We start from the raw sequence: 23,975 nt of genomic DNA, 5'->3' as shown, positions 1-23,975 counted from the left end.
CGTACTTAGGTAAGCCTAACCGATAGCCCGGATTCGGCCAGGCCCTCGTCCAACTCGCCTTCTTCCGCCGCCGTTTCGCCGGGACGGCATCGTGCGTACCCCCTAGGCATACCGACTGGTCGGTACTAGCCTCTGCGGAACTCGGACCAGGGCCGGTCCTGCGGTGACCGCGCTGCTCCGAGGTCACTCCCACCCGGTTACCCGCATCTCCAGGAGGGGCCGCATGTCCGCCACCCCGACGTCCTTCGACGCCGACAGACCCGGGCCGGGGGCCCCGGCAGATCCCCGCGCCCGTACGGCGCTGTCCTGGCTCTACCGCCGCGACCTGGCCGCGTATCCGGCCACGGGGCGCCGGATGGCCTACCTCGCGATCGTGGTGCTGACCACGGTCGTGCTCTACTACATGCTCTACATCCAGTACGCGGTCGCCACGTCGATCATCACCCACTTCGGCATGACCTACCGGTACTTCGTCTGGGTCTCGGTGATCGGCAACGCGGTCGGCGCCTTCTCGTCCCTGATCGCCGGGCTCGCCGACCGCTGGGGCCGGGCGAACATGGTCGTGTACGGCCTGCTGATCGCCGCCCTGCTGGTCTTCTTCGGGCTGCCGAACGCCGGCGGCAAGACCACGTACCTGGTGCTCTTCGCCCTGGTCAGCTTTATCGAGGGCATCGTGCTGGTGGCGACCCCCGCGCTGATCAGGGACTTCTCACCGCAGCTCGGCCGGGCCACCGCGATGGGCGCCTGGACGATGGGCCCGGTGGTCGGCAGCCTGGTGGTCACCTCCGTGACCAGCGCCACCCTGGACAGCTCCAGCTGGCAGGACGAACTGCGCTACTCCGGGATCGCCGGCTTCGTCGTCCTGGTGGTGGCCCTCTTCGCGCTGCGCGAGCTCTCCCCGGGCCTGCGCGACCAGATCATGGTGAGCCTGCGGGACCGGGCGCTCGTCGAGGCCCGGGCCAAGGGCATCGACCCGGCCGCCGCCCGCCGCGGGGAGTGGCGGCAGATGATGCGGCTCGACGTGACCGGCTCCGCGCTGGCCATCGCGCTCTTCCTGCTCCTGTACTTCGCCGCCGTCGGCAACTTCGTGGTCTACTTCGCCACCACCTACGGCTACACCGAGCAGCGCGCCAACGCGGTGGCGAACTGGTACTGGGCGGCCAACGCGATCGCCCTGGTGGTGGTCGGGCTGCTCTCCGACCGGATCAAGGTGCGCAAGCCGTTCATGATCGTGGGCGCCGTCGGCTCGATCGTGGTGACCGCGGTTTTCGCCGGCCTGGCCACCCACCCGGCCACCGGCTACTACACCTTCGCGTGGCTCTTCGTCGGTATCGGTGTCTTCAGCGGGGTGGCCTACGGACCGTGGATGGCGAGCTTCACCGAGACGGTGGAGAAGCACAATCCGGCCGCGACGGCCACCGGCCTGGCGGTGTGGGGCTGGACCATCCGGATCGTGGTGGCCGTCTCGGCCGCCTTCATCCCGGTCCTGGTCACCTCGGTGACGCCGCTGGTTGACCACGGACCCCAGGTGACCGCGGCGCAGCGCCAGGCAGCACCGGCACTGGCCATCGTCAACGCGCATCCGCAGCTCTTCGCGGAGCTGGGCAAGTACCCGCCCGGCAAGGCGCCGGCCGCGCTGGGTGCCCAGGCGGTCCAGGAGGTCGGTGCTGCCGACCTCGCGGTGGTGCAGAAGGCGCAGCCCCAGCTGGCGGTGCTCACCAGGTACGGCGCCAAGGTGCAGAAGGCCGCACACGACGGTCCTGGGCAGTGGCGGACCTGGTGGTGGATCTGCGTCGGCGGCCAGGTGCTCTTCGTGCCGTTCGTCTTCCTGATGGCCGGACGGTGGAGTCCGAAGAAGGCCCGCGAGGACGCCGAACTCCACCAGCGGGCGGTCGATCAGGAGATGGCCGCGCTGGCGGCGGAGCGGGCGTGAAACAGGGCTGAAACACCGGCCGCCGGCGGGCCGGGCCGGCGGCCACCGCACGGGCGCGGTGGCCGCCGGCCGCGTTGGCGAATACCGGGTCTTGACACGGCCGGGCGGCTAGAGTTCCCGATCATGACCGAACGTCCGTTTGAGGCACTGGGGTTGAGCGCCGACGCGGACCGGGCCTATCCGTTGCTGATCGGCACACGCGGAATCACGGCGGAGGAACTGGCCCGGCAGCTGGCGGTGTCACCGGAGCGGGCCGAGGCCGCCTGCGGCGAGCTGGCGGCCCGCGACCTGGTGCGGCTCGGCCACGACGGCCGCTGGTATCCGCTGCCGCCGGAATCCGGGCTGCTTCCGCTGGTCTCCCGGGCCCAGGAGCAGTTGCGGCAGGGCCGGGAACTGCTCGACCGGCTCGGCGTCGAGTACCAGCGGGTGCACGAGGGGCACCGGGCCGAGGAGATCGTCCAGGTGGTGGAGGGGCCGGCCGCGGTCCGCCGGCGCATCGCCTCGGTGTACGCCGACACGCACACCGAACTGGCCGTCTTCGCCCGGCCGCACGGCAAGGCGGGGGACGCCTCGCCCGGCCACCTGCCGTGGGCGGGTGTCGGCACCTCCGCTGACATCGGAGGCGGAGCCGGGGCTGGAACCGGAGCCGGGGTCGGAACCGGGGCTGGACCCTCGGCCGGCCCCGGCCCCGGCCCCGGCACCTCGCCGGGCCCGCGCCGCCGGATCGTCGTGGAGCGGGCCGGCTTCGAGGCGCTGGGCGACGCCGGCCTCACGGTCACCCCGGCGACCCGCATCCGGGTCGCCGAACACGTACCGGTCCGGATGTGGATCGCCGACCGCGCGCTGGCCCTGCTGCCGCTGGCCGCCGCCGCGCCGCCACCGGACCCCGTTCTGCTGGTGATCCGGCCCAGCGGCCTGCTGGACGCGCTGGTCACCCTCTTCGAGAGCCTGTGGGCGACCGGTGTCCCGGTGGCCCGCCCCGACCCCGAACACCCGCGGATCGCCCTGCACTTGAGGATTCTCGCGATGCTGGTCAGTGGCAGCACGGACGCGGCCATGGCCCGCTCGCTGGGGGTCGCGGTGCGGACCGTCCAGCGCCATATCGCGGCGATGCAGCGGACCGCGGGCGTCGACAACCGTATCCAACTGGTCTGGCACGCCGCCCGCCACAACTGGCTCGACGACGCCCCGCCCGTCGCCCCGGAGATCTGACTCCGGCTACTGACGCTCCGTCACACGGCACGCCCGGGACCGCTGCCGGTCCGGGCCGCCGGGCCGCCCTGTGCTGATGACGGGAAACCGCCGCCGGGCAGCGGCACCTCGAATGTCAGGTATCCGACAAGGTGTTCGGGATTCCGGTGGGGCGAGTGATGCACAGATATACGCCAGCGGTTCGATCGGACCGCGACCGGGGGGGAATTTCCATCGTGCCCGAGCCCGGTCCATTCGGAGGTCTCCAGGGAGATACGCCTTGCGCATACCCGTTCCCAGACCGAGCCGGCGCGCCGCCACCGCGGTGGCCGCCCTCGCCTCGGCCGCCATGGCCGTGCTCGGACTGCAACTTCCCGCCGCCGCCAGCGCGTTCGCGGCACCCGCCCAGCAGCACGCCACCGCGCCGGGGGCGAACTCGCCCCGCTCCGACGTGGTACGGCAGTGCGGCGAAGCCAAGGCCGGGCAGTTCTCCTGCCTGGCACTGCGCCGTACCGACATCCCGGCCAAGGCCGGCCTGCAGCCGCACGACGCCACCCCGGACGGCTACGGCCCCGGCGACCTGCAGAGCGCCTACGCACTGCCCGCCGACGGCGGCGCCGGCCAGACCGTGGCCATCGTGGACGCCTTCGACGACCCCACCGCGGAAGCCGACCTGGCCATCTACCGCGCGCAGTTCGGCCTCCCCGCCTGCACCACGGCCAACGGCTGCTTCACCAAGGTCGACCAGCGCGGCGGCACCGACTACCCCACGCCGGACCCGGACTGGGCCGGCGAGATATCCCTTGACGTCGACATGGTCTCGGCCGCCGCGCCCAACGCCCATATCCTGCTGGTCGAGGCGGACACCCCGAACTTCGAGGACCTCGGCGCGGCGGTGGACGAGGCGGTCGCGCTCGGCGCGAAGTACGTCTCCAACTCCTACGGCACCGGCTACTCCTCGGTCCCCGGCAGCGGCGAGGACCCCTCCGAACTCACCGCCATGGACCCGTACTACAACCACCCGGGCGTCGCGGTGGTCGCCTCCTCCGGTGACGACGGCTTCGGCGTCAGCTACCCGGCGGCCTCGCAGTACGTGACGTCGGTGGGCGGCACCGCGCTGACCCCGGACGCCGGCTCCCCCCGGGGCTGGACCGAGTCGGTGTGGAACAACGCCTTCGGCGGCCCCGGTTCGGGCTGCTCGGTGTACGAGCCCAAGCCGGCCTTCCAGACCGACACGGCCTGCGCCAAGCGTTCCGTCACCGACGTCTCGGCCGTCTCCGACCCGGTGACCGGCGTCTCGGTCTACCAGACCTTCGGCGGTGGCGGCTGGTCGGTGTACGGCGGCACCAGCGCCGCGTCCCCGCTGATCGCGGGCATCTACGCCTCGGCCGGCACCCCGACGGCAGGGACGTACCCCAACTCGTACCTGTACGCGCAGAAGAGCGCCTTCAACGACGTCACCCAGGGCAACAACGGCACCTGCACCCCGGCCGCGCTCTGCACCGCGGGACCGGGCTACGACGGCCCCACCGGCCTTGGCACTCCCAACGGCCTGGCCGCCTTCCGCAGCGGTCCGCACGGCGTGATCAGCGGCACCGTCACCGACCACGCGACCGGCGACCCGCTGGCCGGTGCCACCGTCAAGGCCGGTGACTACACCGCCACGGCCGACGCCACCGGCGCCTACAAGCTCGATATCCCGCCGGGCAGTTACGACCTCACCGCCAGCGCCTACGGCTACGCCGACGGGACCGCCACCTCCGTGGTGCTCGCCGACGGAGCCACCGTCACCGAGTCCTTCGCCCTCGACGCGGTGCCGACCAGGACCGTCTCCGGCAAGGTCACCGACGGCTCGGGCCACGGCTGGCCGCTCTACGCCAAGATCACCGCGGCGGGCGTGCCCGGCGGCCCGGTCTTCACCGACCCCGCCACCGGCGCCTACTCCCTCACGCTGCCGGAGAACACCTCCTACACCCTGCACGTCGTGGCCAACTACCCCGGCTACACGGCCGTCGACAAGACCGTGCAGATCGCGGCCGCCGACCGGACGGTGAACTTCGCCGTACCGGTGGACGCGGTCACCGCCGAGGCACCCGGCTACAGCGTGCACCTCAGCGGCCCGACCGAGCCGTTCACCTCGACCACCGGCCCGCCGGCCGGCTGGAGCGTCGTCAACGGCCCCGGCACCACCGGTGGCTGGAGCTTCGACGACTCCGGGTCGCGCGGCAACCGCACCGGCGGTGACGGCGGCTTCGCCATCATCGACAGCGACCACATCGGCCAGGGCCTGGAACAGGACAGCACCCTGCTCTCGCCGTCCTACGACCTGACCGGCCAGACCAACCCGGTGCTCGGCTTCGACACCGACTACCGGGAGTTCTCCAACTCCACCGCGGACGTGGACGTCTCGGCCGACGGCGGCACCACCTGGACCAACCTGTGGAAGCAGACCACCACCTCGGTGACCGGTCCTGCCCACTTCGACATCCCGCTCACCGACTACGTCGGCAAGACCGATGTGCGGCTGCGCTTCCACTACACCGGCAGCTGGGCCTACTGGTGGGAGCTCGACAACGTTTTCGTCGGCCAGCGCAGCTACGACCCGGTGCCCGGCGGCCTGATCGTCGGCAACGTCACCGACGCCAACACCAAGGCGGGCGTCAACGGGGCCACGGTGACCAGCGCCGACGCCCCCGACGACCACACCACCACCACGGCGACGCCCGACGACCCGAACCTGGGTGACGGCTTCTACTGGACGTTCTCGCACCTCACCGGCAAGCACCCGGTGACCGCTTCGGCGTCCAAGTACACCTCGGTCACCGCCACCGCCAACATCCCCCCCGACGGGACCGTCAACCGTAACCTCAAGCTCACCGCAGGCCAGTTGAAGGTCACCCCGGCGTCCATCGCCAAGACCGTCGGCTGGGGCAAGACCGCCACCCAGAAGGTGACGGTGAAGAACACCGGCACCGCCCCCGCCACCCTCACGGTCGGCGAGAACTCCGGCGGTGTCGTCGTCCAGCAGGCCGGCGCCCCGCTCAACCTCGTCAAGGGCCAGTACTCGCGGCTCTCGCTGAAGGCGCAGAGCGGCAAGTCCGGTGCCAAGCCGGGCGCGAAGGCCGGCGCCGATGCCTCCCCGGGGGCCGCGGGCGACGCCTGGCAGGCGGCTCCTGACCTGCCGGTCGCCACCGGTGACAACGCGGTCGCCACCTACCAGGGCACCGTCTACTCCGCGTTCGGCTTCACCGGCAGCACCGACACCAGCGACCTGTACGCGTACAGCACGGACGCGGGCGCCTGGACCAAGCTCGCCTCCGCCGCCGACACCCGTGAGGCCCCGGCCCACGGCATCATCAACGGCAAGCTCTACGCGGCCGGCGGCTGGGGTGCCTCCGGTGACCCCGACGCCAAGCTCGAGATCTACGACATCGCCTCCAACACCTGGAGCACCGGGGCGAGTACCCCCAAGCCGTACGCCGGTTCCGGCAGTGCGGTGCTCGACGGCAAGCTGTACGCGGTGGGCGGCTGCACCGCCAGTGCGTGCGGTACGACCGATGTCACCGTGTACGACCCGGCCACCAACTCCTGGTCCAGCGTGGCGGCTTACCCGAAGCCGGTGTCGTGGGAGTCGTGCGGCGCCATCGCCGGCAAGCTCTACTGCGCCGGCGGCACCACCGACGCGGGCAGCTTCGCCGACGCCTACGTCTACGACCCCGCCGCCGACGCCTGGTCGCCGATCGCGGACCAGCCGACCGACGCCTGGGGCGCGTCCTACACCGCCGCCAACGGCCTGCTGCTGGTCGAGGGCGGCGCCGTCAACGGGGGCGCGGCACTGACCAACCAGACCTGGGCCTACCAGCCCGACGACAACACCTGGACGGCACTGCCGAACTCCAACGCCTCGCTCTACCGCGGTGGCGGCGGCACCGGCTTCTACGCGGTCGGCGGCCTGGCCGGCGGTCAGCCGGCCGTCCCGGCCAAGACCACGGAGGTGCTGCCCGGCTACGACCAGGGCGAATCCAGCGATGTGACCTGGCTCAGTGAGAGCACCGACACGGTGACCGTGGCGGTGGGCGCCAGCGCGACCTTCACCGTCACGCTCGACGCATCCGTGCCGGAGATCACCCAGCCGGGCACGTACACCGCGTCGCTGAGCCTCGGCTCCGACACGCCCTACCAACTCGCCCCGATCGGGGTGTCGTTCACGGTGAACCCGCCCGCGACATGGGGCAAGATCGCCGGCACCGTGAAGGCGTCCGGGGGCGCTCCGCTGGCCGGGGCGACCGTGCAGATCAACACCTGGGCGACGCACTACACCCTCAAGACCGGGACCGACGGCACCTATCAGCTGTGGCTCGACACCCGGAACAACCCGCTGCAGCTGATCGTGGCCAAGGACGGCTACCAGCCGACCACGGCCACCGTGAAGATCACCAAGGGGGCGACCACCACCAGCAACTTCACGCTGCTGAAGGACTGACCGGTCCGGTGGCGGGCCCTTGCCGGCCGGGGCCCGCCACCGGCACCTCGCACGCTGTCATTCCAGACCGGTGACCCGCAGGGTCACATTGAGCCGGCCACTGGTCAGTCCGGTGGCCGGCTCGCCCGTGCCGGGCCGCACCTTGGGCACCCCGTGGAAGGCGAAGCGCGAAGGACCGCCGAAGACGAAGAGGTCGCCGGACTCCAACTCGACGTCGGTGTACGGCTTTCCGCGTGTTGCGGTGTTCCCGAACCGGAAGACGCAGGTGTCGCCGATGCTCAGCGACACCACCGGCGCGGCGGACTTCTCGTCCTTGTCCTGGTGCATGCCCATCGTCGCCCCGTCCTGGTAGAGGTTCACCAGGGCGGTGTCCGGACGGTACGCGGCGCCGGCTGCCGGGTCCCGGTAGGCGGCGGTGACCGCCCGGCGCCCCAAGTCGCCCAGCCAGTCGGGGAATTCCGGTACCCGGGCGCCATTGACATCGCCGGCGGTCCGCTCGTAGGCGTACGGGCGCCAGTGCCAGCCCACACCGAGCGTCCGCACCGACATCACGCCGCCGCGCGGCAGGCGGGTGTGCCGCATCGGCACCGGGCCCATCGCCCAGGCCCGGCACGCGGTCACCAGCTCCCGCTGCCCGGCGGGCGACAGCCACCCGGGCACGTGGACCGCGCCGGGCGCGACCTCCCGGCGGGGCCGCGGGATCAGCGCGTCCACGCGGTCCCTCCGTCCGGTCCTCCGGTCCGCGCTGTCATACGCTCCCGTGTCCTTCGGGCCTCGGCGGCCGGAGCGGTGTCAGCGACTGCCGGGTGACCTGCTCGCCGCAGTGCGTGCAGGTCAGCTCAAAGGCCAGCTGCTCGCCGCAGATGTGCCGGAAGACCACCGCGGGGGAGTCGACGGCCCACTTGTCGCCCCAGCGCAGCAGGCTGATCATCACCGGGAAGAGCTCCCGGCCCGCCTCGGTGAGGTGGTACTCGTAGCGCGGCGGGTGCTCGCTGTACTGCCGGCGCTCGATGACGCCGGCCTCCTCCAGCTTGCGCAGCCGGTCGGTGAGGATGTCGCGGGAGGCGCCGGTGAAGCCGGCGATCTTCGCGAACCGGTGCACACCGTAGGCCATCTCCCGCACGGCCAGCAGCGACCAGCGCTCGCCCAGGATCTCCAGCGAGGCCGCGAGCGAGCAGGGCCGCACCCTCAGCGGTGCCTCGGCCATCACGTTCCGCCGGCCCGGCGCGCCGGCACCGCCGTCTTCCCTCGTGGCCTTCGTCTCCATGCCTCCAGCGTAAACCGCCGTCGGTTGTTGTTTCCTACTCACTCCTGCTAGCGTCCCGAGTCGGTAGGAAATCACAACTCACCGGGTCGACGAGACTCCCACGACACTCTGGACGAGGGGCACCATGACCATCCCCGAGGAGCGGACCTCCGCCACCGGATCCGTGCCGTCGGCCGCGGCGGCGCAGGAAGAAGCCCCCCAGGAAGAGACTCCACAGGAGGAGGCCCCCCAGGACCCCGCGGCCAGACGGCGCGCACTGCAGGTCCTCGCGCTCAGCAGCCTCGGCGTCTTCGTGGTCTTCCTCGACACCACGATCGTCAACGTCGCCTTCGAGACGATCAGCCGCAGCTTCCACACCACCACCGACCACCTGGCGTGGGTGCTCAACGCCTACAGCCTGGTCTTCGCCGCGATGCTGATCCCCGCCGGACGGCTCGCCGACCGGTACGGGCGCAAGCGGATCTTCCTCATCGGCATCAGCGGATTCGCGCTGACCAGCGCCCTGTGCGGGCTCGCGCCCAGCTCGGGCATCCTGATCGGCGCGCGGGCCCTGCAGGCCGCCTTCGCCGCCCTGGTCACCCCCACCTCGCTCGCCCTGGTGCTGCCGGAGTTCCCGGCGTCCCGCCGGCCGGTGGCGATTGGCACCTGGGGCGCGATGGGCGCCGCCGCCGCGGCCCTCGGCCCCACCCTGGGCGCGCTGCTCACCCAGTACGCGTCCTGGCGGTGGATCTTCCTGGTCAACGTGCCCATCGCGGTGGTCGTCGTCTCCTTCGGCCTGCGGCTGCTGCGCGAGAGCCGTGACCCGCAGGCCAGCGGGCTGCCCGATCCGCTGGGCGTGCTCCTGGTCGCCGCCATGCCCGCCTCGCTGAGCCTGGCCATCATCGAGGGGCCGAAGTGGGGATGGGCCGACCCGCGGGTGATCGCCGGCTTCGTCCTGGCCGCCGCGCTCCTGCCGGTCTTCCTGCTGCGCACCCGGGCCGCGGCCCAGCCGGTGATGGACCTCGCGCTCTTCAAGGTCCGGCAGTTCCGGCTGGTCAACGCGGCGACCCTGCTCTTCGCCGCCGCCTTCTACGGCATGCTGCTGGGCAACATCATCTTCCTGCAGACGGTCTGGCACTACTCCGTGCTGCGCGCCGCGCTCGCCACCGCGCCCAGCCCGCTGGTGGTCACCGTGCTGGCCCGCACCGCCAGCCGGCTCTCCCACACCTACGGCCCCCGGCGCATCCTGACGGCCGGCGCCCTGCTGTGGACCGCGGGCCTGTCGCTGAACGCGAGCATCGTCGGCAGCACCCCGCACTGGACCGTCCACTGGCTCCCTGGGGCGCTGCTGATGGGCCTCGGCATCGGCATGACCCTGCCGGTCCAGTCCGGCGCCGCCGTCCAGGCGCTGCCGCCGAACAGGTTCGCCGTCGGCTCGGCCGTCAACGCCGGCTTCCGTCAGCTCGGCGCGGTCCTCGGCATCAGCGTCTTCGTCGCCGTCCTCGGCGCCCCCGGGCCGTCCACCGCTCTCGACGCCTTCCACCACATCTGGTGGGTGCTCGCCGGGCTGGGCCTGGCCGCCGGACTGGTGCTCCACCTGCCGCGGATCCGCCGGGCCGGCGAACTCGGCCAGGCCGGCCCGGCCTGACGGCCCGACCGGACCCGCGCCCGCCCCTCGGCGGTTCCGCTCAGACCTTCGCCTTCTCCAGGGCGTCCAGCAGGCGAGTGAGGGAACCGCCGAGACCCCAGCGCACGGCCAGTTCCTGGAGCGCCTCCGGGTGGGTGGCCCCGGCCGGCAACGCCGGGTCGAAGTCCGGCAGCGGGACGTCGGTGGCGACCCGGACCACCTTCGGGGCCACGTCGAGGTAGGGGCCGGCGTCGGTGATGTTGCGGCGGCGGGACGGGGTGAGCCGGGAGAACGGGTCGGCGGCGGCCGCCCGTACCCCCGCCAGGTCGCCGTACCGGGTCACCAGTTCCGCCGCGGTCTTCTCGCCGATGCCTTTCACGCCCGGCAGCCCGTCGCTCGGGTCACCGCGCAGCGCCGCGAAGTCGGCGTACTGGCCGGCGCGGACGCCGTACCGGGTGAGGATCGCCTCCTCGTCGATCAGGTCGTAGTCCCCGACGCCCTTGCGGGGGTAGAGGACGCGTACGTCACGGGCGTCGTCCACCAGCTGGAAGAGGTCGCGGTCGCCGGTGACGATGGCCACCGGGACGGCGGAGCGGGTGGCGAGGGTGCCGATGACGTCGTCGGCCTCATAACCGGTGACGCCGACCCGGGTGAGGCCGATCGCGTCCAGCACCGCCTCGATCACCGGCACCTGCGGGGAGAGGGTGTCCGGGACCTGTTCGGCGGAACCCTCCGCGCCGTCCTGGGCGTCCGGGTCGTCGACCACGCGGTGGGACTTGTACGAGGGGATCAGCTCGACCCGCCACTGCGGCCGCCAGTCCGCGTCCATGCAGGCCACCAGGGCGGTGGGGGAGTGGTCGCCGACCAGCCGGGCGATGAAGTCGAGCAGACCGCGTACCGCGTTGACGGGCGTGCCGTCCGGCGCCTTCACCGATTCGGGCACCCCGAAATAGGCGCGGAAGTACAGGCTCGCGGTGTCCAGGAGCAGCAGCCTGGCGGGCTTGTCGTCAGTCACGGCGCCAGCATGGCACGCCCCGCCGACAGACCGCCGTACCGTGGGGCGGTGACCCCCACGAGCCCATCGCGCACCGCGGGACGCCCGGTCCGCCGGGTGGTGTCGCTGGTGCCGTCCCTCACCGAGGCGGTCGCCGTCACCGCCCCCGGCCTGCTCGTCGGTGCCACCGACTGGTGCAGCCGTCCGGCCGGCCTTGAGGTGGTACGGATCGGCGGCACCAAGAATCCGGACGTGGCCGCGGTCGCCGCGCTGTCCCCCGATCTGGTGATCGCCAACGAGGAGGAGAACCGTCCCCCCGACCTGGCGGCGCTGCGGGCCGCGGGTCTGCGGGTGATGGTCACCGAAGTACGGTCGCTGCCGCAGGCGTTCAGCGAACTGGAGCGGGTGCTGGTCGAAGGGTGCGGGCTGGTCCGGCCCGGGTGGCTGGACCAGGCGGCCGCCGCGTGGCGGGAGGTGATCCCCCGCGCACCGCGGCTGCGGGCCGTCGTCCCGGTCTGGCGGCGCCCCTGGATGACGCTCGGCCGCGACACCTTCGCCGGGGACCTGCTCGCCCGGCTCGGCGTCGACCATGTGCACGCCCAGGACCCCGAGCGCTACCCGAGGGTCGACCTCGCGCGGCTGCCCCCGGCCGACCTGGTGGTGCTGCCCGACGAGCCGTACCGCTTCACCGCGCGGGACGGCCCGGAGGCGTTCCCCGGCCTGCCCGCCGCGCTGGTCAGCGGACGGCATCTGACCTGGTACGGGCCCTCGCTGGCGGAAGCGCCCGCGGTCATCGGGCGGGCGCTGCGGGCGGCCCTGCGCTGACCGGAACCGGAGGGCGCCGCCGGGCCGCGACAACCACCCTGTCGTACCCCCGTGGGCGGTATGTCCGGGTGTAATCGTGGTGTGACCCGGTTGCTTACGGGATTCTCATGCTGGGGCCATAAGGTGACCGCGTGACGACGACGACCCCGCCCGGCTGGTATCCAGAACCCGGGCACACAGGCAACGGCCCGGCTCTGGAACGCTGGTGGGACGGCACCACCTGGACCGAGTACACCCGGACCGCGCCCACCGCCGCACCCGCGCCGCAGGCGTACCCGGTGTACCCGGGCTACCCGGCCGGCTATCCCTCCGGTGACCTGCTGACCTCACCCGGGGCGGACAAGCCGCGCAGGACCGGCACCGTCGTCGTCGCCATCGTGGTCGCGCTGGTGGTGATCGGCGGGGTGATCGCGGGGGTGCTGACACTCGGCGGCGGCAGCGACGACAACGACGCCAAGGGCGGCCCGACGACCGGCGCGAGCGCCCCCGGCGGGCAGCAGCAGAGCCCCGACCCTGACCGGACGCCGGACCCCGGTGGCCCCAGCGATCCCGCCGAACCGCCCGCCGACGGGCCGCCGGTGGACGTCTACGACGGCATCCGGCTGCCCGTGCCGGACGGCTGGCAGGGCAGCCCAGGCGAGCAGGGCCTGGGGGCCAGCATCGTCACCGGCCAGTACCAGTGCCCGGGCGACCCCACCCAGAGCTGCGTGCGCGGTGGTGTCTTCTCCCAGCCCGCCGCGGCACTGAAGCTCACCTCCCGCACGGCGGAGGCCGCGGCCAAGGAGGACATCGCGCCGAACGCGTCCGACTCCTACGGCACCGCGATATACGGCGCGACCACCTCGCACCAGGAGCTGGCCTCGAAGGCGGTCACCGTCGCCGGGCAGAAGGGCTACATGGTCCGCTGGAAGGTGGCAACCAAGTCCGGCACCGACGGCTATGTCGAGTCGCTGGCCTTCCCGTCCCCCGGCGACAGCTCGGTGCTGGTCGTGGTCCGCTTCGGCTTCGACGTCGGCGACAAGGCTCCGGGCCTTTCCGTCATGGACCAGATCACCAAGGGCATCACCGCGGACAGCAGCGGCGGCCCGGCCGGCCGCAGCGGCGGCGCCTCGGGCGGCACCGGCGTCTGACCGGGCCAGGCGCCCGGGCGGCGCCCCCTGGTGGCGGCTCCCACGGAGCCGCCACCAGGGCGACCGGCCTCAGAGGAACGTTTTTCCCTCGCCGCGGTACGTCGGTACCACCGCCGTCACCTCGTCACCCGTCACCAGCTGCAACTCGGCGAAGCGCTCGCACAGTTCACCGGCCTTCGCATGCCGGAACCACACCTTGTCGCCGATCAGCAGATCGTCGGCGGCCGACCCGAGCAGCGGCGTCTGCACCTCGCCCGGGCCCTCCTGCGGGTCGTAGCTCAGCCCTTCCGGCAGATACGGCACCGGCAGCCGGTCGGCGCCGGCGGCACCCGAGGCCGGGTAGCCGCCGCCCAGCACGGTGACCACGCCGACACCCGGGCGGCGCACCACCGGCTGGGCGAAGAGCGCGGCCGGCCGGCCGTGGAAGGACGTGTAGTTGTCGAAGAGCCGCGGCACATAGAGCCCGGAGCCGGCCGCGATCTCGGTCACCGCGTCCTCGGCCGCGGTGTGCTGCACGCTGCCGGTGCCGCCGCCGTTGACGAACTCCAGGTCGGGCACCACGGCCCGCACCGCGTCCACCGCCTCCGCGCGCCGCGCCGCCAGCTCCTTGCGGGCCGCGGACTGCATCAGCCGGATCGCCAGCGACCGCACCGGCCGGCCCGCGACCGCGTCACCGACACCGGCGACATGGCCCTCGTACGCCATGATCCCCACCACCCGGAAACCCGGCCGGGCGGCGACGGTACGGGCCAGCGCGGCCAGCCGCTCCGGCGCGTGCAGCGGCGACCGCCGTGCGCCCACCCGCAGCCGGCCGCCCAACTTCCGCAGGGACGTGTCCAGTTCAAGACAGACCCGGACGGTCTCGGTGCCGTCGGCGCCCCGGGCGGCGTCGATCAGGTCGAGTTGGGCGACGTCGTCGATCATCACCGACACGGTCTGCGCCAGCTTGGGGTCCGCGGTCAGTTCGGCGAAGCCGCCACGGTCCGCGGACGGATAGGCCAGCAGGACGTCGGTGAAGCCGGTTCTGGCCAGCCAGAGGGACTCGGCGAGCGTGAAGGACATGATGCCCGCGAAGCCGTCCCGGGCCAGCACCCGTTCCAGCAGCGCGCGGCACCGCACGGACTTGGAGGCGACCCGGACCGGCTTTCCGCCGGCCCTGCGCACCAGGTCGTCGGCGTTGGCGTCGAAGGCTTCCAGGTCCACGATCGCCAAAGGGGCGTCGAGATGAGCGGTGGCCCGGTCGTACCGGGTCCGGTCGGCAGCGCGTTCGGACATGCGGTGCAGCCTGCCAGACCGGGGCTACCGTAGGGTAGCCCCTCGCACCTCGCCCCGACGCAACCGCACCACGCCGCAACACCGTAGAGTGACGCGCAAGCCGCGCAGACAAAGGCACGAGGGGGCGCCGGGTGAGCACCGGAGTGGACAACGGACAGACTCCACCGGCTCCGTTCCCCACCCTCCACCCGCGCCCGCCGCGGGCCGCGGATCAACGGCCCACCGGGGCACCGCCCGCGCAGCCCCCGCCGATGCCCGCCGCCCCGCCCAGGCCGGTGGTGCCGCCGATACCGCAGGTGCCACCGCGCACCGCCCCGCCGGCGAAGAACCCCCCACCGCGCCCGGCGGCCCCGCCGCCACCGGTGGCCGCCCCGGCCGGCACACGGCCCTCGACCGTGCCGCAACAGCAGCGGCCCTCAGCGCCGTTGGCCGAACCGCCGGCCAACTCCAGGCCCGTGGACCCGAGTTCGGCCCTCTACGGCGCGATACCGTACGCCGCCGCGCCGGTTCCGCCGTACACCGCGCCTCCGCGGTACCCCGCGCCGCCGGCCGCCCCGCCGTATCCGCAGGACCGCCCGGCCCGGGCCGGCCGGCGGCGGCTGGTCTCCGCGGTCTGCCTGGTGCTCGGACTCGGGCTGATCGGCGGCGCGATGGCCGGCGCCGCGCTCAACCACGGGCCACGCGAGCCCAAGCCGGTCGCCGACGACAGCCCGCAGGCATTCGCCACCGCCCGGAACGTCTGGCGCAACACCCCCGTCGACCAGCTCTTCCCGCCCACGTACACCGAGCAGGGCGGCGGCCCCGGCGGCGCGAACCGGTCCTGGATCCGCATCGGTGTGGCGCCTCCCGGCCCCTGCGCGGGCGCCTTCGACCCGCTGCTCCAGCGCGTTCTGGCCCCCGTCGGCTGCGCGAAGCTGCTGCGGGCCACCTACATGGACAGCACCTCCACCACGGTCACCACCGTCGGGCTGGTCGTCACCTCGCAGCAGGTGGCCCAGATGCGCGCGCTCAATCTGCGCTGGGACAGCGAGAATCTGGGCTCGCGCGCCGATCTGCTGCCCAGGCCCGTCGCCTTCCCCGGCACCGCCGCCGCGCACTTCGGCGACCGGCAGCGCGGCAGCTGGGACGTGCAGATCTCCGCCGACCTGCCGTTCGTGGTCTACGCGGTGAGTGGGTTCGCCGACGGCCGCGCGGTACCCACCCCGCAGCCCGCCGCGAAGGCCGACGCGGCGGGTGCCACCACCGCCACCGGCCAGGCCGGCCTCGGCTTCGACGCCACCGGCCTCGCCTCCGCCGTGGACGACCGGGTGCACGCCGCGGCCACCGCGCAACTCCACCCCGCCACTGCCCGGGAGACCCACGGATGACGCTCAGCGTCCGCGCCGCCGCCCGCCTGCTGACCCCGCTCGGCTGCGCCGCCGCGGCCCTCGCGCTGCTCGCCCAGCCGGCCGCCGCCGACTCCATCCGCGACGCGGACTGGGCACTGGACGCGCTGCACGCCCAGGCAGCCTGGCAGACCACGCAGGGCGCGGGCGTCACCGTCGCGGTCCTGGACACCGGAGTGGACGCCACCCACCCGGACCTGACCGGCCAGGTGCTCGCCGGCAAGGACGAGGTCGGCTTCGGCGCCGGGCGCGGTGACCGGGCCTGGGCGCGGCACGGCACCGGGATGGCCGCGATCATCGCCGGCCACGGGCACGGCCCGGGCGGCGACTCCGGGGTGCTCGGCATCGCGCCGCGGGCCAAGATCCTGCCGGTCCGGGTGATCCTGGAGGACAAGGACCCGCAGCGGCAGAAGGCCCGGCAGACCCGCGGGGACGCCCTGCCCGACGGCATCCGCTGGGCCGTCGACCACGGCGCCGACGTCATCAACCTCTCGCTCGGCGACGACAGTTCGACCGCCGCGCCGGTGGCCGAGGAGGACGACGCGATCCAGTACGCGCTGAGCAAGGGCGTCGTGGTGGTCGCCTCCGCGGGCAACGGCGGCGAGGAGGCCGACCGCTCCTCCTATCCGGCCGCCTACCCCGGGGTGATCGCGGCCGCCGCCGTCGACCAGGAGGGCCGGCACGCGTCCTTCTCCACGCGCCGCTGGTACGCCTCCGTCTCCGCCCCCGGGGTGGACGTGGTGATCGCCGACCCGGACCGTACGTACTACACCGGCTGGGGGACCAGCGCGGCCTCCGCGTACGTCTCCGGAGCGGCGGCGCTGATCCGCGCGGCGAATCCCCGGCTCAGCCCGGTCCAGGTCAAGCAGGTGCTGCAGTCCACCACCCGGTTCAAGCCCAAGGGCGGCCGCAGCGACGCGCTGGGCACCGGGATGATCGACCCGGCCGCCGCGCTGGCCGCCGCCGCGAAGATGAAGCCCGAGCCCGTGGTGCCGCGCGCCGCGTCCTACCCCCAGCGCTACTTCGCGCCGGGGCCGGTGCCCGCCCCCAAGCCCGAGGACCCGGCCAAGGTGCTGGGCGACGGCGTGGCCGCGGCCTTCGCCGCCGGCGGCGCGGCGCTGGTGGTGGCCGCCGCGCTGCTCTGGTTCCGCCCGCGCCGCCCGGCGGTCCGGCGGGAACGGATGCCGGCCGGCGACCTATCTTGACCGAACGTTCCAGATAGTCGTACGCTCCTGGGTATGGCCAGAACCCGGGAGTTCGACACCACCGCCGCCGTCGAAGCGGCGATGGCGGCGTTCCGGCGTACCGGCTACGAGGGGACCTCCATCCAGGACCTCGTCGAGGCGACGGGCCTCGGCCGGGGGTCGATCTACGGCGCCTTCGGCAGCAAGGAGGGCCTCTACCTGGCCGCGCTCGACCTGTACCGGGAGCGATTCGCCCGGCCGCTGGTCGAACTGCTCCAGGAGGGCGCTCCCGCCCGGGAGCTGATCCGCGAGGTCCTGGTCGGCGCGGTGGACGAGATCGTCCGCGACGGCAGCCGGCACGCCTGCCTGATCGTCGGCGCCGCCACCGAAAGGGCGCATCTCGACCTCGACGTCAGGGACCGGCTGCGCGACACCGCCCGCTCGCTGGAGGCGGCGTTCTTCGAGGTCATCGTCAGGGCCCAGGAGTCCGGCGAGCTGCCCGGCCGGCGCGGCGCCGCCGACCTGGCCCGCTTCCTGGTGACGAGCCTGCAGGGGCTGCGCGTGATGGGCGCGATCGAGCCGGACCGTGCGGCGCTGACGGCCTCGGCCGAGGTCGCGCTGGCGGCACTGGACTGAAACCGGCACTTGCGCGGCCGGTGTCCACTGCCGCTCCGATTATGGAATGAACGTTCAAGATATCGATGTCCAAGACCACTGAGAGGCTGTCGCCATGACCGAGCAGAGCACACCCGGACACCCCGCCGCCGACCGGAGCCGGCCGCCGCGGATCGGCGTCGGCATCATCGGCGCGAGCACCGGCGGCTGGGCGTCCATCAGCCACGTACCCGCCCTGAAGTCGCTGCAGGACCGGTACGAACTGCGGGCCGTCAGCACCTCCCGCCGGGCCTCCGCGCAGGCCGCCGCCGAGCAGTCCGGCGCAGCCGCCGCGTACGACAACCACACCGACCTCATCGCCGACCCCGGCGTCGACCTGGTGGTGGTCGCGGTGAAGGTCACCCACCACCGGGAACTGGTCACCGCCGCCCTGGACGCCGGGAAGAACGTCTACAGCGAGTGGCCGCTGGGCGTGGACCTGCCGGAGGCGGCCGAACTGGTCCGCCGGGCCGGCGCCGCCGGGGTGCGGACCGCGATCGGCCTGCAGGCCCGGTTCGCCCCGCAGGTCCGGCACGCCCGGGACCTCATCGAGCAGGGCTGGATCGGCCGCGTGCTGGGCACCACCCTGGTCGGCTCCGGCATCTCCTGGGGCCCGGTCACCGACCGTGCCCACGCCTACTGGTTCGACGCCGCCAACGGCGTCACGCCGCTCTCGGTCCCCGCCCTGCACGCGCTCGACGCGGTGCACTGGACGCTGGGGGAGTTCACCGACGTCAGCGCCAACCTCGTCACCGGCCGTACCGAGACCACCCTGGCGGAGGACGGCAGCACCCTCCCGGTCACCGCCCCCGACCAGGTGAGCGTCATCGGCACCCTGAGCGGTGGCGCGGCGGCCTCACTCCACTACCGCGGCGGCCTGTCCCGCGGCGACAACCTCCGCTGGGAGATCAACGGCACCGAGGGCGACCTCGTCCTCACCTCCCCGGTCGGCAACCTCCAGGTCGCCGACCTCACCCTGGCCGGCGGCCGGGGCGACGACACCACCGTCACCCCGATCGCCACCCCGTCCGCGTACTTCACCGACGTGCCCGCCGACCTGACCGGCCCCGCCCACAACGTGGCCCAGCTTTACGCCCAGTTCGCCCGTGACCTGCGCGAGGGCACCTCGGTGGTGCCCGGCTTCGACCACGCCCTGGTCCGGCACCGGCTGCTCGCCACGATCGAGGAGGCCGCCGCCACCGGGCGCCGGGCGACCCTGTGACACCCCGGCGGCGGCACGGCGGCTAGGGTTCCGGGGTGGCGCTCAAGAGCATCCCGGACCCCGGCTTCTCCGACGACGACGGCTCCGCCGCCCCCGCACTGGCGGCCGCGCTCGCCCAGTACGCCCGGGACCGCGCCACCGAACCGGCCGTCGTCGCGGCGCTGCACACCGCCCGGCTGCTGGTGCCCGTGGTGGCGCTGCTCGGCGAGGCGGAGACCGGCCCGGACGGGCTGCGCCGGGAGAAGACCAGTGACATGGCGGTCCCCACCATCCAGGCGCCCGACGGCCGGCGTGCACTGCCGGCCTTCACCTCCACCGCGAGCCTGGCCCGCTGGCGCCCCGACGCCCGCCCGGTCGCCGTGCCCTTCGCCCAGGCGCTCCGGGCGGTGGCCCACGAGGGCGCCGACACGCTGCTGATCGACCTCGCGGGACCGGTCGTCTACGAGCTGACCGGCCCCGCGCTGCGGGCCGCCGCGCTCGGCCCCGGCCGGCCCGATCCGCTGGACAGCCCCGCGGTGCGGGAGGCGCTGCGCACCGCGGTGTCCGCCGAGCCGGGCATCGTCCGGGCCCATCTCATCGGCGGAAAGCCGGGCAGCGACGGCACCCTCGGCCTGGTGGTGGCGCCGGGCGCCGATGTCGCCGCCACCGGCAGGGCACTGGCCGCCGCCCTCGCCGCCGACGAGGTGTTGCGCGGGGCCCTCGTCCAGGGGCTCGACCTGGCGCTGCTGCCGCCGGACGCGGCAGTGCCGGGGGATCCGCTCTTCCACCGCTGAGGGCAGACCCCCCGGGCGCCCTTTTCCTCCCGAGATGTAGAGATCACCCCTGGGGCCGACAATGCAAGGACGGCCCAGTGATCATCTCTGAGGAGGTCCGATGGAGATCCGCGAAGGTCCGCTGAGCAAGCTCGAAGGAATGGACCCGCTGCCGTTGGTCTGCGAATTCCTCGGCACCCTGCTACTGGTCTTCTTCGCCGTCGGCGCCGCCGTGCTCTCCGGCGAGTTCATCGGCTCCCTGGGAATCGCCCTGGCCTTCGGCTTCGTCCTGCTGGCCCTGGCGTACGCGATCGGCCCGATCTCCGGCAGCCACCTCAACCCGGCGGTCACGCTCGGCATGCTGATCGCCAAGCGGATGGACCTCCGTACGGCCGTCGGCTACTGGGTCGCCCAGGTCGTCGGCGCCATCGTCGGCGCCGCTCTGCTCCTGCTGGTCGCCGAGCAGGTGCCGGGGTTCAGGCGGCACGGCGCTTTCGGCACCAACGGCTACGGCACCCGGTCGGCGATCGGCGTCAACATCTTCGGCGCCTTCGTGACCGAGGTGATCCTGACCTTCCTGCTGGTCTTCGTCTATCTCGCGGTCACGCACCGGATCGCGGTCTACGGCTTCGGCGGGCTGCCGATCGGCATCGCGCTCGCCGTGGTCCATCTGATCGGCATCCCGCTCACCGGCACCTCGGTGAACCCGGCCCGCAGCCTGGCGCCCGCCCTCTTCGCCGGCAGTCCGGCGCTGACTCAGGTGTGGCTCTTCCTGGTGGCGCCACTGGTCGGCGGCGCGCTGGCGGCCGTGGTGCACGAGGCGGCACGCCCGGCGCTCAGCGCCGCGAAGGAGGCCAGGGCGGCGGCCGCCGCGGCGGAGCAGGAGTGAGGCCGCGGCCGGCGGGGGCCGTACGGTCAGCCGTAGACCGGTCCGGTGAACTTCTCGCCGGGCCCCTGGCCCGGGGCGTCCGGCACCAGCGACGCCTCGCGGAAGGCCAGCTGCAGCGATTTGAGGCCGTCCCGCAGCGGCGCCGCGTGGAAGGAGCTGATCTCGGTCGCGCTCGCGCTCACCAGCCCGGCCAGCGCCTGGATGAGCTTGCGGGCCTCGTCGAGGTCCTTGTGCTGGTCGCCCTCTTCGGCCAGCCCCAGGTTCACCGCCGCGGCGCTCATCAGATGGACGGCCACGGTGGTGATCACCTCGACCGCCGGCACGTCGGCGATGTCGCGGGTCAGGTCGTCGAAGCCCGGCGCGCCGGTGGCGGGGCCGGAGGAGGGTGCGTCGCTCATGCGACACACGATATGCCCAGCCCGGCCGATTACGGTCTGCGGGCGGCTGAGGGTATAGTGGCAGGAAGACCGGCCGTACACCCATGTGTCCGGCCACCAAGTGGAGGCTCCGATCTCCCACCTGCTCGGCCTGACGGCCGACGGGTCCCGGTCAGACGGTAACCCGATCGGCTTCCCGCCGGACGGGCGCCGTCCGACGCGCCCCGCGGAATAACGCGGCGGTGCTCCCGGTTGTGAGGAGCCCCGCCTGTGTCCCGTACGGGGCGTTTTTTGACGCCTTGGGTGCGGGAGTCGGACGAAAACAGACTCAAGCGCGGCTGTCGGCCAGTCAGTCGCGTCGTGCAACCGAGGAGGCCCCATCAGCGCCGAGCCCCGCATCAACGACCGGATTCGCGTTCCCGAGGTGCGACTTGTCGGTCCCAGTGGCGAGCAGGTCGGCATCGTGCCGCTTGCCAAGGCCCTGGAGCTTGCGCAGGAGTACGACCTCGACCTGGTCGAGGTCGCGGCGAACGCCCGTCCGCCCGTGTGCAAGCTCATGGACTACGGGAAGTTCAAGTACGAGTCGGCCATGAAGGCCCGTGAAGCGCGGAAGAACCAGGCGCACACGGTCATCAAGGAGATGAAGCTCCGGCCGAAGATCGACCCGCACGACTATGACACCAAGAAGGGTCACGTCGTCCGGTTCCTCAAGCAGGGTGACAAGGTCAAGATCACGATCATGTTCCGCGGACGCGAGCAGTCCCGGCCGGAGCTGGGTTACCGGCTGCTGCAGCGGCTCGCGGAGGACGTCCAGGACCTCGGCTTCATCGAGTCGAATCCCAAGCAGGACGGCCGCAACATGATCATGGTCCTCGGTCCGCACAAGAAGAAGACCGAGGCGATGGCCGAAGCCCGCGAGGCTCAGGCCGCCCGTAAGGCGGGCCGCCAGGGTGACGGCGGCGAGTTCTCCGCGGACGACGCCGACGACGCCGACGGTGTGGACACGGTCGATGAAGTCGATGAAGTCGACGAAGAGGTACCGGCGACACACGACGCCGGCTGAGAACTTCCCGGAGCCGCCTGGCTTCAGGACGGACATGCAGAACTGACGCTCTCCGTGCGCCCGACGGCGTACGGGAGGGCCAGCGACGAGGAGACCACGGCGCCATGCCGAAGAACAAGACGCACAGCGGTGCTAGCAAGCGCTTCAAGATCACCGGCTCCGGCAAGGTGCTGCGCGAGCGCGCCGGCAAGCGCCACCTGCTTGAGCACAAGCCGTCCAGCAAGACGCGCGCCCTCACCGGCACCGTCGAGGTGGCCCCGGCGGACGCCAAGAAGATCAAGAAGCTTCTCGGCAAGTGACCTGCGCGCCCCGGCCGGGGCGCGCGGTCCGATCCGGGACCCCCATTCGCTTTCGGGCCGCGTGAGTAGCACCGCGGTCCCCTAGAAGGAGTCATCAAGTGGCACGCGTCAAGCGGGCAGTCAACGCCCAGAAGAAGCGCCGGGCGATCCTGGAGCAGGCCAGCGGTTACCGCGGTCAGCGTTCGCGCCTGTACCGCAAGGCCAAGGAGCAGGTCACCCACTCCCTGGTCTACAACTACAACGACCGCAAGAAGCGCAAGGGCGACTTCCGCCAGCTGTGGATCCAGCGGATCAACGCGGCCGCCCGCGCCAACGGCATCACCTACAACCGCTTCATCCAGGGTCTCAAGGCCGCGAACGTCGAGGTCGACCGGAAGATCCTCGCGGAGCTGGCCGTCAACGACGCCAACGCGTTCGCGACGCTCGTCGAGGTGGCCCAGAAGGCGCTGCCGTCCGACGTGAACGCGCCGAAGGCCGCGTGACATCGCGCCTGAGCGCGTAAGTGCGGTTTCCGGGCCCGCGGGTGGGTTGTCCCCTGCGGGCCCGTGGCTTGTCCCCCTCCGACCGAGAAGCGAGTCCTGCGTCATGCCCACGCCCGAGCTGACCTCTCTGCGCTCCGCCCGGGTGACCGCCGCGCACCGGCTGGGCAAGCGCAGCTTCCGCGGCAAGGAGCGGCGGTTCCTCGCCGAGGGACCGCAGGCGGTCCGCGAAGCCGTCGCGCATCCCGGCGGCGAGGCGGGCCGGACCCTCATCGAGCTCTACGCCACCCCCGAGGCCGCCGAACGGCACGCCGAACTGGTGGCCGCGGCCCGCGCGGCGGGCGCGCCGGTCCTCACCGCCACCCCCGAGGTCATCGCGGAACTCTCCGACACCGTCACCCCGCAGGGCTTGGTCGGGGTGTGCCGCTTCCTGGACTCGCCGTTCGCCGCGGTGCTCGCCGCCCGCCCGCGGCTGGTCGCCGTGCTGGCGCACGTCCGCGACCCCGGCAACGCCGGCACCGTCCTGCGCTGCGCCGACGCGGCCGGCGCCGACGCGGTGGTGCTCACCGACGCGTCGGTTGACCTCTACAACCCCAAGGCGGTACGTGCCTCGGCCGGCAGCCTCTTCCACCTGCCGGTCGCGGTCGGCGTCCCGGTGGCCGAGGCGGTGGCCGGGCTGCGCGCCGCGGGCGTACGGGTGCTGGCCGCGGACGGCGGCGACGGCAGCCGGGACCTGGACGCCGAACTCGACGCCGGCGCCATGAGCGGGCCCACCGCCTGGGTGTTCGGCAACGAGGCGTGGGGCCTGCCCGAGGAGACCAGGGCACTCGCCGACGAGGTGGTGCGGGTTCCCATCCACGGGCGCGCGGAGAGCCTCAACCTCGCCACGGCCGCCGCTGTGTGCCTCTATGCCTCCGCGCGCGCCCAGCGCGCTCCCGGAGGGTGCCGCAGCGTCACCTCCAGCTAG

At 72.9% G+C, this 23,975-nt stretch carries 21 protein-coding genes; 16 read left to right on the top strand and 5 right to left on the bottom strand.

Annotation, left to right across the window (positions count from 1 at the left end; translation table 11 throughout):
• Positions 1–223: 223 nt before the first annotated feature.
• From OG552_RS06345 to OG552_RS06335, 3 genes are all read left to right on the top strand, one after another.
• Positions 224–1,933: an MFS transporter gene (locus OG552_RS06345; protein WP_329130203.1), complete on the top strand. Its 1,710-nt coding sequence runs from the start codon at positions 224–226 to the stop codon at positions 1,931–1,933.
• A gap of 123 nt (positions 1,934–2,056) precedes the next feature.
• Positions 2,057–3,145: a helix-turn-helix transcriptional regulator gene (locus OG552_RS06340; protein WP_329130202.1), complete on the top strand. Its 1,089-nt coding sequence runs from the start codon at positions 2,057–2,059 to the stop codon at positions 3,143–3,145.
• Positions 3,146–3,473: 328 nt separating this feature from the next.
• Complete coding sequence (locus OG552_RS06335) at positions 3,474–7,607, top strand: carboxypeptidase regulatory-like domain-containing protein (RefSeq protein WP_443071144.1); 4,134 nt, start codon at positions 3,474–3,476, stop codon at positions 7,605–7,607.
• Positions 7,608–7,664: 57 nt separating this feature from the next.
• Here the strand turns inward: OG552_RS06335 and OG552_RS06330 are convergent, their stop codons facing one another.
• Both OG552_RS06330 and OG552_RS06325 read right to left on the bottom strand, forming a co-directional pair.
• Positions 7,665–8,321 carry an alpha-ketoglutarate-dependent dioxygenase AlkB family protein gene (locus OG552_RS06330; RefSeq protein ID WP_329130200.1) on the bottom strand — a complete coding sequence of 219 codons (657 nt, stop codon included), beginning with the start codon at positions 8,319–8,321 and terminating at the stop codon, positions 7,665–7,667.
• 34 nt (positions 8,322–8,355) lie between these two features.
• Entirely contained in the window at positions 8,356–8,874 is a 519-nt protein-coding gene (locus OG552_RS06325) for a winged helix-turn-helix transcriptional regulator (RefSeq protein ID WP_329130199.1), read from the bottom strand.
• Between the two features lie 124 nt (positions 8,875–8,998).
• Between OG552_RS06325 and OG552_RS06320 the strand changes: the two genes are divergently transcribed.
• The gene (locus OG552_RS06320) at positions 8,999–10,501 is read left to right on the top strand and encodes an MFS transporter (RefSeq protein ID WP_329130198.1); all 1,503 of its coding nucleotides are present in this window, start codon (positions 8,999–9,001) and stop codon (positions 10,499–10,501) included.
• 40 nt (positions 10,502–10,541) lie between these two features.
• Here the strand turns inward: OG552_RS06320 and OG552_RS06315 are convergent, their stop codons facing one another.
• A complete protein-coding gene (locus tag OG552_RS06315) occupies positions 10,542–11,468 on the bottom strand; it encodes a 5'-3' exonuclease (RefSeq protein ID WP_329140589.1) in 927 nt (308 codons plus the stop codon).
• Between the two features lie 75 nt (positions 11,469–11,543).
• Between OG552_RS06315 and OG552_RS06310 the strand changes: the two genes are divergently transcribed.
• Together OG552_RS06310 and OG552_RS06305 are read left to right on the top strand one after the other, a co-directional pair.
• Positions 11,544–12,299, top strand: coding sequence for a helical backbone metal receptor (locus OG552_RS06310; protein WP_329130197.1), 756 nt, complete (start codon positions 11,544–11,546; stop codon positions 12,297–12,299).
• A gap of 131 nt (positions 12,300–12,430) precedes the next feature.
• On the top strand, positions 12,431–13,429 hold the full coding sequence (locus tag OG552_RS06305) for a DUF2510 domain-containing protein (RefSeq protein ID WP_329130196.1): 999 nt from the start codon (positions 12,431–12,433) through the stop codon (positions 13,427–13,429).
• A 69-nt stretch (positions 13,430–13,498) separates the two neighbouring features.
• Here OG552_RS06305 and OG552_RS06300 read toward each other — a convergent pair whose 3' ends face one another.
• The gene (locus OG552_RS06300) at positions 13,499–14,704 is read right to left on the bottom strand and encodes an amino acid deaminase/aldolase (RefSeq protein WP_329130195.1); all 1,206 of its coding nucleotides are present in this window, start codon (positions 14,702–14,704) and stop codon (positions 13,499–13,501) included.
• A gap of 455 nt (positions 14,705–15,159) precedes the next feature.
• Here OG552_RS06300 and OG552_RS06295 point away from each other — a divergent pair, with 455 nt between their 5' ends.
• The 6 genes from OG552_RS06295 (at position 15,160) to OG552_RS06270 (ending at position 20,790) form a co-directional block, all read left to right on the top strand.
• Positions 15,160–16,071 carry a hypothetical protein gene (locus OG552_RS06295; RefSeq protein WP_329130194.1) on the top strand — a complete coding sequence of 304 codons (912 nt, stop codon included), beginning with the start codon at positions 15,160–15,162 and terminating at the stop codon, positions 16,069–16,071.
• Complete coding sequence (gene mycP / locus OG552_RS06290) at positions 16,068–17,294, top strand: type VII secretion-associated serine protease mycosin (protein ID WP_329130193.1); 1,227 nt, start codon at positions 16,068–16,070, stop codon at positions 17,292–17,294. Before OG552_RS06295 ends, mycP begins: the two co-directional genes overlap by 4 nt.
• A 33-nt stretch (positions 17,295–17,327) precedes the next feature.
• A complete protein-coding gene (locus OG552_RS06285) occupies positions 17,328–17,909 on the top strand; it encodes a TetR/AcrR family transcriptional regulator (RefSeq protein ID WP_329130192.1) in 582 nt (193 codons plus the stop codon).
• 94 nt (positions 17,910–18,003) lie between these two features.
• Positions 18,004–19,149 (top strand): Gfo/Idh/MocA family protein, encoded by a 1,146-nt coding sequence (locus tag OG552_RS06280; RefSeq protein WP_329130191.1) that lies wholly within the window; start codon positions 18,004–18,006, stop codon positions 19,147–19,149.
• A 35-nt stretch (positions 19,150–19,184) separates the two neighbouring features.
• Entirely contained in the window at positions 19,185–19,922 is a 738-nt protein-coding gene (locus OG552_RS06275) for an SseB family protein (RefSeq protein WP_329130190.1), read from the top strand.
• A 100-nt stretch (positions 19,923–20,022) separates the two neighbouring features.
• The gene (locus tag OG552_RS06270) at positions 20,023–20,790 is read left to right on the top strand and encodes an MIP family channel protein (RefSeq protein WP_329130189.1); all 768 of its coding nucleotides are present in this window, start codon (positions 20,023–20,025) and stop codon (positions 20,788–20,790) included.
• A 26-nt stretch (positions 20,791–20,816) separates the two neighbouring features.
• Here OG552_RS06270 and OG552_RS06265 read toward each other — a convergent pair whose 3' ends face one another.
• Entirely contained in the window at positions 20,817–21,188 is a 372-nt protein-coding gene (locus OG552_RS06265) for a DUF1844 domain-containing protein (protein WP_329130188.1), read from the bottom strand.
• A gap of 358 nt (positions 21,189–21,546) precedes the next feature.
• Here OG552_RS06265 and infC point away from each other — a divergent pair, with 358 nt between their 5' ends.
• The 4 genes from infC (at position 21,547) to OG552_RS06245 (ending at position 23,975) form a co-directional block, all read left to right on the top strand.
• Complete coding sequence (infC, locus tag OG552_RS06260) at positions 21,547–22,230, top strand: translation initiation factor IF-3 (RefSeq protein WP_329140587.1); 684 nt, start codon at positions 21,547–21,549, stop codon at positions 22,228–22,230.
• Between the two features lie 104 nt (positions 22,231–22,334).
• The gene (gene rpmI / locus OG552_RS06255; protein ID WP_103886374.1) at positions 22,335–22,529 is read left to right on the top strand and encodes a 50S ribosomal protein L35; all 195 of its coding nucleotides are present in this window, start codon (positions 22,335–22,337) and stop codon (positions 22,527–22,529) included.
• Between the two features lie 98 nt (positions 22,530–22,627).
• The gene (gene rplT, locus OG552_RS06250; RefSeq protein ID WP_093739444.1) at positions 22,628–23,011 is read left to right on the top strand and encodes a 50S ribosomal protein L20; all 384 of its coding nucleotides are present in this window, start codon (positions 22,628–22,630) and stop codon (positions 23,009–23,011) included.
• A gap of 103 nt (positions 23,012–23,114) precedes the next feature.
• Positions 23,115–23,975: a TrmH family RNA methyltransferase gene (locus OG552_RS06245; RefSeq protein WP_329130187.1), complete on the top strand. Its 861-nt coding sequence runs from the start codon at positions 23,115–23,117 to the stop codon at positions 23,973–23,975.

Origin of the sequence: Streptomyces sp. NBC_01476 (genome assembly GCF_036227265.1) — a bacterium.
Lineage (GTDB): Bacteria > Actinomycetota > Actinomycetes > Streptomycetales > Streptomycetaceae > Actinacidiphila.
Note: the sequence above shows the minus strand (reverse complement) of the source record. Positions and strands in the feature narration are given on the sequence as shown.

Bases quoted from the DNA above. Each gene is read 5' to 3' on its own strand.
- OG552_RS06280 (WP_329130191.1), top strand. From the start codon at position 18,004: ATGACCGAGCAGAGCACACCCGGACACCCCGCCGCCGACCGGAGCCGG.
- OG552_RS06265 (WP_329130188.1), bottom strand. From the start codon at position 21,188: ATGAGCGACGCACCCTCCTCCGGCCCCGCCACCGGCGCGCCGGGCTTC.
- OG552_RS06325 (WP_329130199.1), bottom strand. From the start codon at position 8,874: ATGGAGACGAAGGCCACGAGGGAAGACGGCGGTGCCGGCGCGCCGGGC.
- OG552_RS06345 (WP_329130203.1), top strand. From the start codon at position 224: ATGTCCGCCACCCCGACGTCCTTCGACGCCGACAGACCCGGGCCGGGG.
- OG552_RS06300 (WP_329130195.1), bottom strand. From the start codon at position 14,704: ATGTCCGAACGCGCTGCCGACCGGACCCGGTACGACCGGGCCACCGCT.
- OG552_RS06335 (WP_443071144.1), top strand. From the start codon at position 3,474: ATGGCCGTGCTCGGACTGCAACTTCCCGCCGCCGCCAGCGCGTTCGCG.
- OG552_RS06245 (WP_329130187.1), top strand. From the start codon at position 23,115: ATGCCCACGCCCGAGCTGACCTCTCTGCGCTCCGCCCGGGTGACCGCC.
- OG552_RS06270 (WP_329130189.1), top strand. From the start codon at position 20,023: ATGGAGATCCGCGAAGGTCCGCTGAGCAAGCTCGAAGGAATGGACCCG.
- OG552_RS06285 (WP_329130192.1), top strand. From the start codon at position 17,328: ATGGCCAGAACCCGGGAGTTCGACACCACCGCCGCCGTCGAAGCGGCG.
- rpmI (WP_103886374.1), top strand. From the start codon at position 22,335: ATGCCGAAGAACAAGACGCACAGCGGTGCTAGCAAGCGCTTCAAGATC.
- mycP (WP_329130193.1), top strand. From the start codon at position 16,068: ATGACGCTCAGCGTCCGCGCCGCCGCCCGCCTGCTGACCCCGCTCGGC.
- OG552_RS06340 (WP_329130202.1), top strand. From the start codon at position 2,057: ATGACCGAACGTCCGTTTGAGGCACTGGGGTTGAGCGCCGACGCGGAC.
- OG552_RS06320 (WP_329130198.1), top strand. From the start codon at position 8,999: ATGACCATCCCCGAGGAGCGGACCTCCGCCACCGGATCCGTGCCGTCG.